The 11,953-nt window shown below is 69.1% G+C and carries 13 protein-coding genes and 2 pseudogenes; 11 read left to right on the plus strand and 4 right to left on the minus strand.

Annotated features, from left to right (window positions below):
* Nucleotides 1-81: 81 nt before the first annotated feature.
* Nucleotides 82-1,026: an alpha/beta fold hydrolase gene (locus ACZOOI_RS29090; RefSeq protein WP_465278612.1), complete on the plus strand. Its 945-nt coding sequence runs from the start codon at nt 82-84 to the stop codon at nt 1,024-1,026.
* 811 nt (nt 1,027-1,837) lie between these two features.
* On the opposite strand, the gene ACZOOI_RS29095 is transcribed toward ACZOOI_RS29090, so the two are convergent.
* Nucleotides 1,838-2,242, minus strand: a complete 405-nt coding sequence (locus ACZOOI_RS29095) for a DUF4240 domain-containing protein (RefSeq protein ID WP_465278613.1) — start codon at nt 2,240-2,242, stop codon at nt 1,838-1,840.
* Nucleotides 2,243-2,919: 677 nt separating this feature from the next.
* On the opposite strand from ACZOOI_RS29095, the gene ACZOOI_RS29100 reads away from it, so the two are divergent.
* The 6 genes and pseudogenes from ACZOOI_RS29100 (at nt 2,920) to ACZOOI_RS29125 (ending at nt 7,553) form a co-directional block, all read left to right on the plus strand.
* Nucleotides 2,920-3,828, plus strand: coding sequence for a nitroreductase/quinone reductase family protein (locus ACZOOI_RS29100; protein ID WP_465278614.1), 909 nt, complete (start codon nt 2,920-2,922; stop codon nt 3,826-3,828).
* A gap of 92 nt (nt 3,829-3,920) precedes the next feature.
* Complete coding sequence (locus ACZOOI_RS29105; protein ID WP_465278615.1) at nt 3,921-4,319, plus strand: hypothetical protein; 399 nt, start codon at nt 3,921-3,923, stop codon at nt 4,317-4,319.
* Nucleotides 4,320-4,602: 283 nt separating this feature from the next.
* Nucleotides 4,603-5,419: pseudogene (locus tag ACZOOI_RS29110) on the plus strand (SAM-dependent methyltransferase).
* Nucleotides 5,420-6,007: 588 nt separating this feature from the next.
* Complete coding sequence (locus ACZOOI_RS29115; RefSeq protein WP_465278616.1) at nt 6,008-6,205, plus strand: hypothetical protein; 198 nt, start codon at nt 6,008-6,010, stop codon at nt 6,203-6,205.
* Between the two features lie 305 nt (nt 6,206-6,510).
* Nucleotides 6,511-6,936, plus strand: a complete 426-nt coding sequence (locus tag ACZOOI_RS29120; protein WP_465278617.1) for a DUF4259 domain-containing protein — start codon at nt 6,511-6,513, stop codon at nt 6,934-6,936.
* Nucleotides 6,936-7,553 carry a HEAT repeat domain-containing protein gene (locus ACZOOI_RS29125; RefSeq protein ID WP_465278618.1) on the plus strand — a complete coding sequence of 206 codons (618 nt, stop codon included), beginning with the start codon at nt 6,936-6,938 and terminating at the stop codon, nt 7,551-7,553. The genes ACZOOI_RS29120 and ACZOOI_RS29125 overlap by 1 nt, the downstream gene beginning before the upstream one ends.
* Nucleotides 7,554-7,791: 238 nt before the next feature.
* Here ACZOOI_RS29125 and ACZOOI_RS29130 read toward each other — a convergent pair whose 3' ends face one another.
* On the minus strand, nt 7,792-7,923 hold the full coding sequence (locus tag ACZOOI_RS29130; protein ID WP_465278619.1) for a hypothetical protein: 132 nt from the start codon (nt 7,921-7,923) through the stop codon (nt 7,792-7,794).
* A 650-nt stretch (nt 7,924-8,573) separates the two neighbouring features.
* On the opposite strand from ACZOOI_RS29130, the gene ACZOOI_RS29135 reads away from it, so the two are divergent.
* Nucleotides 8,574-9,173, plus strand: coding sequence for a DinB family protein (locus tag ACZOOI_RS29135; protein WP_465281312.1), 600 nt, complete (start codon nt 8,574-8,576; stop codon nt 9,171-9,173).
* A 127-nt stretch (nt 9,174-9,300) separates the two neighbouring features.
* On the opposite strand, the gene ACZOOI_RS29140 is transcribed toward ACZOOI_RS29135, so the two are convergent.
* Both ACZOOI_RS29140 and ACZOOI_RS29145 read right to left on the minus strand, forming a co-directional pair.
* Complete coding sequence (locus tag ACZOOI_RS29140; protein WP_465278620.1) at nt 9,301-9,510, minus strand: hypothetical protein; 210 nt, start codon at nt 9,508-9,510, stop codon at nt 9,301-9,303.
* Nucleotides 9,441-10,082 (minus strand): hypothetical protein, encoded by a 642-nt coding sequence (locus ACZOOI_RS29145; protein ID WP_465281313.1) that lies wholly within the window; start codon nt 10,080-10,082, stop codon nt 9,441-9,443. The genes ACZOOI_RS29140 and ACZOOI_RS29145 overlap by 70 nt, the downstream gene beginning before the upstream one ends.
* Nucleotides 10,083-10,913: 831 nt before the next feature.
* On the opposite strand from ACZOOI_RS29145, the pseudogene mihF reads away from it, so the two are divergent.
* The 3 genes and pseudogenes from mihF to ACZOOI_RS29160 all read left to right on the plus strand — a co-directional run bounded on the left by mihF (nt 10,914) and on the right by ACZOOI_RS29160 (nt 11,943).
* A pseudogene (mihF, locus tag ACZOOI_RS29150) lies at nt 10,914-11,214 on the plus strand (integration host factor, actinobacterial type).
* Between the two features lie 283 nt (nt 11,215-11,497).
* Nucleotides 11,498-11,812 (plus strand): amidase domain-containing protein, encoded by a 315-nt coding sequence (locus ACZOOI_RS29155; protein WP_465281314.1) that lies wholly within the window; start codon nt 11,498-11,500, stop codon nt 11,810-11,812.
* Nucleotides 11,704-11,943 carry an amidase domain-containing protein gene (locus ACZOOI_RS29160; protein ID WP_465281315.1) on the plus strand — a complete coding sequence of 80 codons (240 nt, stop codon included), beginning with the start codon at nt 11,704-11,706 and terminating at the stop codon, nt 11,941-11,943. Before ACZOOI_RS29155 ends, ACZOOI_RS29160 begins: the two co-directional genes overlap by 109 nt.
* The last annotated feature ends 10 nt before the right edge of the window (nt 11,944-11,953 follow it).

Raw genomic sequence — 11,953 nt, forward strand, 5'->3', positions numbered from 1 at the left:
GCAGAAGTGCGGTCTTGGCGCCTTCACCCTAGTTACCTATCGTTTTGTTGTCACCATTCGTAACCACCCAGGGGGATCGCCGTGCCTGCCGCACCGCGCCACACACCCAATCGCCCGTCAGGCATCGAACTATGGCGGGTCACGGCCAATGGAGTCGACCTCAACGTGGCTCTCGCCGGCGAGGGGCCGGCCGTGCTGCTGCTGCACGGCTTCCCGCACACCTGGCAACTGTGGACCCATGTCCTGGACGCCCTCGCCGGGCAATACCGAGTGATCGCACCAGACCTGCGAGGAACAGGCGCAAGCACGCACGCAAGGGACGGCTACGACGCCGGAACCCTTGCAAGCGACGCCGAAGCCCTACTCGACGCTCTCGGCGAGAGTTCGGCGTCCGTGGTCGGCATCGACGCCGGAACCCCACCGGCCTTTCTTCTTGCCATGCGCCGCCCCGACCTCGTCCGACAACTCGTGGTCATGGAGTCACTTCTGGGCACACTCCTGCCGGGCGCCGAGGAATTCCTCGCCCACGGAGCACCGTGGTGGTTCGGCTTCCACGCGGTACCCGGCCTCGCGGAAACCGTACTCACCGGACAGGAAGCCCAGTACATCGACTGGTTCCTGCGCACGGGCTCCAACGGAGAGGGCGTGGATCCCGCCGTCCGAAACGCCTTCGTCCACGCGTACACCGGGGTCGAGGCCCTGCGCTGCGCCTTCTCGTACTACCGGGCACTGCCCACGAGCAACGAACAGATCCGGGAAGCCGCCAATACCGGCCGGTTGACCGTACCCACCATGGCCATCGGGGCCCGCCCTGTGGGCAGGGCCCTCGAACGGCAACTGCGGCCGCTCGCCGATCATCTCGTCGGCCACATCATCGACGACTGCGGCCACATCATCCCACTGCACCGCCCCAAGAGGCTGCTCAGCCTTCTGGAACCGTTCCTCGCCTCGCCGCTGCCAACCCCCGAGCCTCGCGCGGACTCAGGAGCCGCTCTGCCCGCGCCCATGCCGCCATCGCGCACGTGACTTCCGTGGAAGCCGGGTCGTATGAGAAATCCGAAGGGCATGTTCTCGAAGGACCTGGGAACCCAGCAGTCAGCGGCCCGTCATCCGCCGCATGCAATGCGACAGGACAAGTGGCGTGCACTCAGCGTCCGATAGGTCGTGTGCTTCGTGCGGGTGATCCGTTCGCACTTCGGGCTCGTGTTCTCACGGCGCCCTGACACGGTTGCTTCGGCGCGTATACAGGGCCGGGGCCGGTTTCGTCTCCCGGCGCTTGGTGCCACGATAGGGCGGTGAGTGCAACTGCCCCGGGTGCTGCGGCACGGCCGTCCGCCCCTCCGAGGCCGGTCCTTCCCGACGTGGCCGCCGCTCACGAGCGCGGACCGGCCTTCGCTGTCGAGGCGCAGTGGCAGCGACTGTTCCTGGCCGGCAGCCGGCGAGTGGCCCGAGCCCAGGCATTGCCGTCGTCACGTATCAGGTGACCCGGCGGCTCCCTGGTCACCGTTGTGCAACTCGTGGGCCGCCGAACGGCAGCCCGGGGCACGTACCCGCGGTCCCGAGACGAACGCCGTCGGCATCGTGCCACCCGGGCCGGCCCAGCACGGTGCCCGACGGGGATCAGCGTGATCGCCGTATTGAGACAGGACCGCGCAGGTCAGATGCTCGCCGCTTCGGGGGATTCGCTTGCAGTGGCGAGGAATTGACACAAGGGCGAAGTTGGCGGATCCGACTGAACCGCGTTTTGGCCCGGCGTGTCCCAGCGGACGAATCCGACGCTTCGGGAAGCGCGTGCCGATCGTTGCTCATGCGTCGGTGTCGAGCGGGAACATGGTGCTCAATCTCGGCAGTATGCGAGCCGCCTTGTCCTCGTCCGGAACATTCCAGCGTTCCCCGGTCGGTCTCGCAAGGCCACTTGCCTGTCCTGGCGAGCCTGCACAGCCGCGTGGAAGGCATCCCCACACTCGTTGGGATTCCCTGCCGAACAGCCGTAGGCTTCCATTGCCACATAGTCGAGTGACTCCCAACCGGGCCAGGCCTCCCTCCAGTTCCTCCAGGTCCGCCCGACCAGGCGCCGGACTTCGGGCGCGTCGGCCAGAGCATCGGGGTCGGCGACCGCTCGCCCGAGAACCTCCTTCCCCAGCCCGACCATCCACAGGCGGAAGTAGCAGAAGTCGTCATCCGAACACCGGCCGCCGAAGGTTCGCTCCGCCGAAGATTCGTTCCATCGCAGCCACCACATCCCGGGTGAAAGCCCGGCGGGTCACCCGGTTCAGGCACAGCTGGAACTCGACGATCTCCGCCGGTGACCTGCGCGACAGGTCGCAACACGACCACACAAGCCGCGCATCCCGATCCTCGGCATGCCGGCGACACTTCTCCATGAGCTTCCGGAAAGACTCGACGTTCACGAGGGAGAACCCCGTTAGGCACCACCCACGACGAACGCGCTCACGTCCGCAAACGTCGGGGAACACCACCGGCGCCGGGGCATGGATGGGCGAGATCGTGACGCGTTCGGGTGCCGTGCAGGCGGCGGAAGCCGTCCCCGCGATGACGCGTCGTCGCGGGGACGTCGATTCCGTCTTCCGTAAGGGGCCCGGCCGATCCGGTCCGACACTCGACGCTTCAGTGCTTCCGCGCGAGTCGGCGCGGTGGTGGCGGAAGCGGCAGCGTGCGATCGGCTGTTCGTAGCCTTCCTCTCGGCTTGGACCGCCCGATACGACCCCCGACAGCTACCTCGCCGGACTCCACCTGCGCAGCGCCATGCTCTCGGGCTCCGCAGCCTCCCCGCCCTCCCATGATCCCGGCCGAGAGCAAACCCCTGCCGGCCCGGCGTCGGCACGCGACGGCGACCAGGTCTTGCCGAAGATTGGTTATCCGCATAACGTTATCCGCATAACCAATCGAGGGGATCCCATGGACTTCGCGTACGCCGATGAACTCAACCAGGCGGTCCGTCTCCTGAGCCTGCGTCACCGGACCAGGGCCGCGGCGTTGTTGGCGCCGCTCGGGCTGCATCCCGGGCAGGAGGTGCTGCTCCTCGAACTCGCCCGGAGCGGGCCGATGATCCAGGCTCGGATCAGCCAGGCGCTCGGGTGCGAGCCGCCGAGTGTCACCGGCATGACCCGTAAGCTCGAAGCCGCCGGTCACATCCGCCGCACTACCGACGCGTCCGACAAGCGCGCAAGCGTGGTCGAACTCACCGACGCCGGCCGGGCATTGGCCGAGCAGGTCAAGCAGGTCTGGGTCACCCTGGCGGAGGAGACCGTGGTCGGCCTGCCCGCCGGCACGGCCACCGAACTGCCCGGCCTTCTCAACACGTTGACCCGCAACGTCGACACCAGGCGCCCCGCGGACCCGGTGGTTGCGGTCGGACTCGCCGGGGAGTACGAACCGAGCGGTCTGGCCTGGGTCCGCGACCACGTCGACCAGGTCCACCGCACCGGCACAACCGACGGGGTCACGATCAAGGGCCTGCCCACGGTGCTGATGACCTACCGGGGCGCCAAGACCGGCAAACTCCGCAAGACCCCGGTCATGCGCGTCGAACACGAGGGCCGCTACGCGGCCGTCGCGTCCAACGGCGGCACGGCGACCAATCCGCAATGGTTCGCCGGCGTGCTCGCCGAGCCCGTCGTCGCGATCCAGGACGGGCGGATCACCCACACGTACCGCGCACGCGAGGTCTCCGGTGACGAGAAGGCCCAGTGGTGGGCCCGCGCCGTCGACGCGTACCCCGACTACGCCGAATACCAGCGCAACACCGATCGCCTGATCCCCGTCATCGTCCTCGAACCGCTCGTCGGGGACGGCCGGGCGGATTGACCCGATCGTGATCCGGACTCGGAACAGGCCCCTGCGGCAGACTTCGTACCGGTTCGGGCCGCATTCGTTCCTGGCGGCCCGGAAGCACCTCGATGGTCCATTGGGCGCTGTCCACCCATCAGTTCGGAGACGACGGCGTCCGCCGGGGCGAAGGCGAGGTGGTGGCCGATCTCGTCGGTCGGGCCGGACGGCGGCGGGCCGGCGCCCGGCGGCGATGCGACGGCGCTTGGCCGTTCACGTTTTCGACCGTCGGCGGTACGGCTGCAGCCCGGTCGTGGACCTGCGGCCCCTTCGCGCCCTCCCCGCGCGACATTCGCTCCCAGACTTCGCCCGGGGCACCGGTCGGGACAGCCCTTGGCCGTCGGCGTGAACGGCGGGCCGACTGGACACTGGGCGTCGACGCCCCCACCGTGGCCCTGCACCTGGTCCTGGCCGAGAAGGCACTGCCGGCTGCGGTGATCCGCGACCTCGAACGCACCCATCCCGCCTGACGAACCGCTCATCCCGCACACCCGGGCGACCCGCACCGTCCGACACGAACAGCACGGCCCGCCCGCGACCTCCGCCCCACCCGGCATGGCGGCTTCCGTCGACCGCGCGCCCCCTTTCGAGCGTTTCCGCTCCACACGCGCGCCCGTTTCCACCCCGCCGCCCCGAAATCACCCCCGCGGGAAGGCGATTCACCCCCCGGAGTCGCCCCGGTCCTGCCCCAGGGGCCCCTAGCATGGGGAACGTCACCCTGGCGGGAGGTGGCGCGGACGTCGAGGGGACACCATGCACGAGGACACGGATTTCGATCCGCCGCCCATCGACACCGAAACCCCCAGCGTCGCCCGCATGTACGACTACCTCCTCGGCGGCACCGACAACTACGTCGTCGACCGCGTCGCCTGCGAGCAACTACTGCGGATCGTCCGCGACACCACCCGTGCCCTCGCGCTGAACAACCGGGCGTTCCTGCGCCGGGTGGTGCGCGTGCTCGCCGACCGGTACGGGATCCGGCAGTTCGTCGACCACGGTTCCGGCTGCCGACGCGCGACAACGTGCACCAGGTCGCCCAGGCCGTCGCCCCCTCCTGCCGGGTCGTGTACGTCGACAACGACCCCACCGTCCTGGCCCACGGCCGCACCCTCCTGGACGAGGACGACGAGTCGACGCTGTTCCTGCAGGCCGACATGCGCCGCACCGACGACATCCTCGACCGGCCCCTCGTGCGCGAGATGATCGACTTCGACCGGCCGGTCGCCGCCCTGTTCGTGTCCGTCCTGCACTGCATTCCCCGGCAGGACGACCCCAAGGCGCTGGTGCGTCGGGTCGCCGCGAAACTGTGCCCGGGCAGCTTCCTGGTGGTGTGCCAACTCGTCAGCGACGACGCGGGCGTGCGCGAGGACGTGACAAGTTCATGGCCGAGGCCACCGACGGCAACTGGGGCGAGGTACGCCCCCGCGAGGCCGTCCACGACTTCCTCGAGGGCCTGGAGATCATGCCACCCGGGCTGATGGAGGTCACCGATTGGCACCCTGACGCCGAACCCCGCGTCCTGCAGAGCGACGACTTCATCGAATACGGCGGCCTCGCCCGCGTCCGATGACCCGAACCCGCGATGCCGAACCCTCGTCGGCCCACGGGCCGCCAACGCACGTCTCTCTCGCGCATCGATCGCGGCTGCACACCGGACCGCCTCCTGAAGGGCGAGACGATCGCGGGGGAGGTGCTTGCGGTGGGGGCCGGAGGCGATGTGGGTGCCCGCCGGTAGGTTCGCGGCGCACCCCGGGGAACGAGAGGCGTGTCATGGGCTTTTGGGGCGAGTATGTCGTGGCCCGCAGTGGCCGGTCGTTGTCGGACCTTGAACCGTTGAGCGCGGGCGTCTGCCGGGACGGCGACGAGGGATGCGTGGGTGTTCCCCTCGCCCACGGTGACGGCTGGCAGACGGTGGTCGTGCACCACGGACTGCCCGGCCACACACCGCAGACGCTGCGAACGCTGGTGGGGCAGACCGGCCGTCCCGCGCTGGTGGTGTACATCTGCGACAGCGACACCGGATTCGTCCAGGGTTGGTCGGACGGGGCGGCTCGTTCGAGACCTGGTACACGCCCGAACTCGCCGCGGACTACGAAGTCCCGAACGACATCTGCTACGAGGACGCGACCGGGATGCCGGGTACGGCCTACCAAGCTGCGTGGGACGCGGCGCACAGCCGCATCAGGGACGAGATGCCGCAGCGGGCCCGCGAGGCCGCACCTGGGCAAAGGAGGCGGGTTGGCGCCCCGAGCCCGCGAAGGTGCTGGAGATCCTGTCGGCGGATCGCCTCGGGTTCGCCGAGCACTACTTCTTCGAACTGCTGCGCGCGATGGGCCTGCCGACAACCGACGGCTGACCCCTGGGAACGCGGTACGGCGGGGGCGTTCACCAAGGTGTGCCGAGCGCGCGGACGTCGGCGACCGGCCGACCCGGAACGCCCGTCCACGTCGACGAATCCCGCCTGTCCGAGGCATCGGGGGGTGGATCCCCGTGACCACCGCGTTCGGAGACGGCATCCTCGTGTGGCCCGACTCCGACTGTCATCGTCAGCCGCCGTATCCACGCGAGGCCGGCGGCCTCGAACGCGCCGCGCTTGCATCGCCGGCCGTGTGTCGGTGATCGATGCGAACATCCGCGAGAGAGTGAAGCGAAAGGAACGGCATGGGCAGCTGGGACATCGGCCCCTTCGACAACGACATGGGTGCCGACTTCGCCGACACCCTGGACGAAGCTCCCGAAATGGAGCGCGAGAACGTTGTCCGCGCCGCTCTCACCTCCACGATCGCCACCCGGGGCTACCTCGACGCCTTCGAAGGGACGGAGGCCGTCGCGGCCGCCGCCCTGGTCGCGGCCCGATGCCCCGGAGGAGCACCGATCACCTCCTCCCACGGCCCCGAGGAATCCATCCCGCCGCTTTCCTTCGACCTGCGCGCACTCGCGATCGACGCGCTCGACCGAGTCCTGGCCGACAACTCCGAACTCGCCGAGCTGTGGGACGAGACCGGCGACGGTCCCCGATGGCGGCGAAACATCGCCCACACGCGGCGGATCTGCGCCGGCGCCGAGACACGCCCGGACGGCACGTGATGGCATCGACGTTGGACGAAGCCGTGGAACAACTCGGCGATGCGTGTTCCGCCGGACGGCGCTCGGCCGCGATACGCCTGCGCCGGCTCGCCCAACCGGCCGCGGGCCCGCCGCTGCTGGACGCCCTACGGCGGGAGGTGCGTGATCGTCGCACCTGGGAGACCCAATATCAGATGGTCATGGCCCTGGGGGCGTGCGGTCATCGGCCCGCGCTCGAACCGCTGCGTGAACTCGCCAGACGGCACTTCGACTCCACCGCGGTGTACGTCGCCCTCGGCGACGCCATCGTGCGACTGAGCACCCCCGAGGACCCGGCCGGCGCTTTGCGCTGGTGCATGGACAGCGGCACCGCAGCTCTCGCCGACGGCGCCCTGCGCGCCGTCGCCATGCAACGCCTGCGTCTCGACCCACAAACCGTCGACCGCGTCCTTGACTTCCTCCACCCCCTGGAACCCCACGACGGGCTGCGCTTCTGGGCGGCGGCCGCCGCAGCGGGCTGGTCCGGCCCCCGGGTCCGAGAGTTCCTTCAAGGCTGCGCGGCCGGCCCCCGGGCGGACGTCGCCGACGCGGCCGCATCCTCTCTCCAGGGCAGTTACCAGACCCGTCGCCCCTTGTAGAACGGACCACCGAATCGACGACGGGCGCTCACGGTTCGCGGGCGAACAGGATGCCGAGTGTTCCCGGGTGTCAGGTCGTCCGTGCCCGGTAGCGCTCGTGGGCTTCGAGGATCATGGCCTTGCTGCGGGCCCGTGATCCCGCCGCCAGGTACAGCGATTCGAGCAGCGCGCGGTAGCGTTCGACGTCCTTGACCCGGCTCAGGTAGGTGGCCGCCTCGACGTGTTCGAGGTAGACCAGCTACTGCAGGCCGCCGTGCGCGAACCGCAACAAGGTCATCGAGGACGGCGGGGTCAGCGTCGCGGACTTGGCGAAGCGTACGATCCGCACCTGGATCCAGCGGCGTTCGATCGCCTCGAGCAGGAACCGCAATTGAGGAGTTCCATCACGTCGCGGTGCTTGGGCGGGCTCCCATGTCGTGGCGTTCGGCACGCGGCCCGCGGAGGGTCCTCGGCGATGGAGTGCAGGACGGTCAGGGCCTGTGGGAGCGTGTCGCCGCGTTGCCACAGCGACAGCATGGTGGTGCCTTCGGCCCGGAGTCGTTCCCGTGCGTGGTCCTCGAACTGGAACTGTAACCCGCGCGATGTCGTGAACCGAGAACAGAAAGCCGGATCGCTGCGGCGTCGGCCAACGCGCGGGACCAGGGCGCCGGTCTGCGTCTCGTGATGTCCTCCCAGTACCGGGCCTCGGCCCCGGCGAAGTCGGTGAGCATCCGATCGGGGACGCCGCGCCACGCGGGCGGCCGCGTCGCCCACGCCTGTGCCGCAGCCGGCCACTGCCCACCGGTGGCCATCAGACGCACGACCGCCGGCGCCGGATCCAACGACCCAGGCCCCCGCACGGCCCACCCCCGCGTTCGTCGAGCCAGGATTCGCGCTGAGCAGCACTTGCCCAGGTTCGTCTCACTTGATGTTGTCGGTCGTTTTCGATCGCTGTGCGTCGACGGAATCCTGCTTGGCGGCAGCGTCCCGCGAGGTTCGATGGAGCCCGGCTGTCAGTGCTGCGAGGAAGACTGTCGCGGCATGATCGAACCGAGTCCGAAAGCGGACCTTCTTCGTTACCTGCAAGAAGGTCGGGATGCCCTGTTGTGGAAGCTCGACGGGCTCTCGGAATACGACGTCCGCCGACCGTCGACCCCCACGGGCACGAATCTGCTGGGGTTGGTCAAACATGTCGCCGGCGTGGAGCTGGGGTACCTCGGCGACGTGTTCGGGCGGCCGTTCTTCGGCGAGGAGCCACCGCCCCGGTGGTACATGGAGGACGCGGAACCCAACGCGGACATGTGGGCCACCGCGGACGAGTCGCGTGAAGACATCGTCGGGCTGTACCACCGCGCGTGGGAGCACTCCGACCACACGATCGCGACGCTGACGCTCGACGCGGTCGGTCATGTGCCGTGGTGGCCACCGGGGCGACGAGAGGTGACACTGCACCACATCCTGGTGCGCGTGGTTTCCGACACCCAACGGCACGCCGGCCACGCCGACATCGTGCGAGAACTCATCGACGGATCGGTCGGGTACGTGCGAGGCAAGGACAACATGGCATCAGGAGATCAGGCGTGGTGGGAGGACCACCACCGACGACTGGAGCGCGTGGCGCGGGAAGTCGGCAACGGCTGATTTCGCCCTACTGTCGCCGACCCCGCGGCTCCCAGTGAATCCACCAAGGTCATGTGAGAAAGCGCGAACCGTGCGAGACACGGGGACACCTGCGCCGTGATCGGGTTCAGGATCGCCCGGGGCGCGATCACCCCGGTGAGGCCGACCGCCCAGTCGACTCCGACGAGCCGGGTGATCTTGTGTACGGCGGCGAGCTTGTCCGCGATCGCCACCGCGGCGCGCGCGTGCCGTTGCCCGCCTCGGCCTGGTCGGCGGCGTCGGCCTTGATCACCACGCCGTCGATCCCGAATGGCAACTCGGCCCGCATGGCCGCGATCGCGTCGACGGCCTCCTGCACCTCCACCAAGGTGGGGCACACCCGCAGCCCGGCGGGTGTGTCCGGTGGTGTTGACGCCCAGATCCCCGAAGGTCGCCATCACCTCGGAATGCGCGGCGCCACGCAGGAACAACCGACATCGCACTTTCGTCGCCCGACACGGGCATGCCGACGTAGGCGAAGAACGTCATTGGGATCACGTACGGCCGGTCCCTGGCCCGCAACGTCCCGCCGCGCCGCTGCGCGGGTTGGAGAACACGGTCGCCCCGTGCGCGAGACGGATCTCGTTGGCGACCTCGAACTGAGCGGCGCTCAGCAGCACTTCTCCGCTCACCTCGATCAACACCGCTCCGCCAGCCGCTGCGGAAGCCCCTCGATCGTCCCCTCGCGTGGGACACGTCCTCACCGGCGGCGCCGTCGCCGCGCGTGACCAACCGTTCCAGGCGGCCGTTGCGGTACAGGGCCGAAACGGCGAGGCCGTCGAGCCTCGGCTCAAGCGAGAACGCCCCGACCGGGCGGCCCAGGCGCTGTTCGAGCGAGGCGCCCCGGGCGGCGAGCCCGTCCGGGTCGAACACGTTCGCGATGCTGAGCATCGGCACCGAGTGCGCCACGTCCCCGGCGGCCAGCGCCCCGGCGGCGACCTTGTCCACCGGCGAGTCGGCGAGAGCACCCGCTCGGGGTGTTCCCGCTCGTAGTCCTCGATGCCGATCACCGGCCCCAACCACGCCCGCCCGACCCGTATCCCGAGCTCGCGGCAAAACGCCCCGTCCACCCGCAACACCGAGGCCGCCCGACACCACTGTCGAGCCACAACCGCTCCACCATGCCCGGATCCAGCAACGCGTCCGCCACCGTCACCACCTCCGGAAAGACGACCGCGTCCCGCCCCGCCACCCGCCACCACTCGAACTCACCCCCGGCGGCAGGACGCTGTACCCGTACCGTCAGGGGCCCGAAGGACTGTCCTGCGCACTGATCGGCTTCGGCGAGAACACCGAGACGACCACGATCACCCGAGGCCCCGACAACCTCGCCACCGAGTTCCTGGACGCGTTCCGGTGGTGGCGTCACCATGGCAGACCGGAAGCCGAAGGCTTCGGCCTCACCGTCGTCGTGACCGGCGAACGCGCCACGCAACATGTGTGGTTCGGCGAACCCGACGGACACGTTGGACTCACTAGTCACACCACACCGACGGGCTCCGCGAGCAGACGCCCGCATCCTTGCCATGTTCGGCGCGGACCCCCGGAGGGCGGGGCCGATGGCCGGGTCCCGGCGCATGGCCGGGCATGAAACGTCGCGCGCCTGCCACGGGCATCGATCATCGGGGCCGAGGGCCCCGTCGTCCCCCGTAAAGCCGCTGTTCAAGACCCTGGACGCGCATCCGAGATGCGCCGTCCCGGCAACCGACGCGAGGAGACCCCATGGCTGTGCCCCCACTCAGCCCCGAACAACGCCGGGCCGCAGTCGAGGCGGCCGCCGCGCGCAAGGAACGAGCCGAGGTGAAGGAGGCACTCAAGCGCGGCCGCCCGTCCTTGCGCGAGGTGCTGGACGCCGACTCCCGGGCGGTCCGCAAGTTCCCGGCCCGAACCCCTCCCCGACATCGGGAAGGTGCGCGTCGACCAGCTCCTCGCCGAAGTGGAGATCTCCGAGAGTCGTCGCGTCGGTGGCCTCGGCGCCCATCAACGCAATCGCCTCCTGAAACGCTTCACGTCGCCGGGCTGACCGGTTGCCCTCGGTCGGATCTCGGGATCCTGGCCACTGTCTCGCTCGTGTTCGCAAAGACGAAGGACGTGTGGGAACTGCGGTCCGAGCAGCGTCTTTCGACGGACATCTCGACCCTGGCGGACAACGCTGCGAAACCCGCACCCGGTGCGGCCTTGACGTCCCCCCGGGAAAGCCGACCTCGTCCGCCGTGGCCGTGCCGTTCTCCCGTCAATCCACCAAGGCCGAGCCTGTACGGTCCACCGACGTGCAGTCGCTTGCCGGTGGATACGACTACCTGGCGATGGCGTGGCACGCCGAGCACTACGCGCACAACTCAACCCGGACTACCGGTCCTGGTCGTCGGACTGGCACCAACTTCGTGAGCCAGGCCTTGCGTTACGGCGGCTGGGGTGACATCAACGACCCGTACGATCCTCATGGGCACGGGAGTTGGTGGTACACCTGGTCGAACCAATCCGCGTCCTGGATCAACGCGGAGTCCTTCTGCTGGTTCGCCAGGAGCCGTGCGGACGTCCTGTACAACGTGTACGACATGGGCGGGGAGACGTCCTTCAGGCAGACTGGGACCGCAACGGTCAAATCGACCACACGATGATGGTTCACGGGTTCGACTCGTACAACGGTGCGCTGATCCTGGCCTACTACTCCAACGACCGCTCGTACGTGAACGTGGGAGAGATGGTCACTGCGAATCCCGAAGCTTGGTTCTACGCGCACCGTACCTGATCCCTGAGAG

It is taken from the genome of Embleya sp. L77 (assembly GCF_055557415.1).

What these genes read in the sequence shown, in the direction of transcription:
- ACZOOI_RS29095 (WP_465278613.1), bottom strand. Translation starts at nt 2,242, where the DNA reads ATGTGGTGGCTGCGATGGAACGAATCTTCGGCGGAGCGAACCTTCGGC.
- ACZOOI_RS29155 (WP_465281314.1), top strand. Translation starts at nt 11,498, where the DNA reads ATGGCGTGGCACGCCGAGCACTACGCGCACAACTCAACCCGGACTACC.
- ACZOOI_RS29135 (WP_465281312.1), top strand. Translation starts at nt 8,574, where the DNA reads ATGATCGAACCGAGTCCGAAAGCGGACCTTCTTCGTTACCTGCAAGAA.
- ACZOOI_RS29145 (WP_465281313.1), bottom strand. Translation starts at nt 10,082, where the DNA reads ATGCTCAGCATCGCGAACGTGTTCGACCCGGACGGGCTCGCCGCCCGG.
- ACZOOI_RS29100 (WP_465278614.1), top strand. Translation starts at nt 2,920, where the DNA reads ATGGACTTCGCGTACGCCGATGAACTCAACCAGGCGGTCCGTCTCCTG.
- ACZOOI_RS29125 (WP_465278618.1), top strand. Translation starts at nt 6,936, where the DNA reads ATGGCATCGACGTTGGACGAAGCCGTGGAACAACTCGGCGATGCGTGT.
- ACZOOI_RS29105 (WP_465278615.1), top strand. Translation starts at nt 3,921, where the DNA reads ATGGTCCATTGGGCGCTGTCCACCCATCAGTTCGGAGACGACGGCGTC.
- ACZOOI_RS29120 (WP_465278617.1), top strand. Translation starts at nt 6,511, where the DNA reads ATGGGCAGCTGGGACATCGGCCCCTTCGACAACGACATGGGTGCCGAC.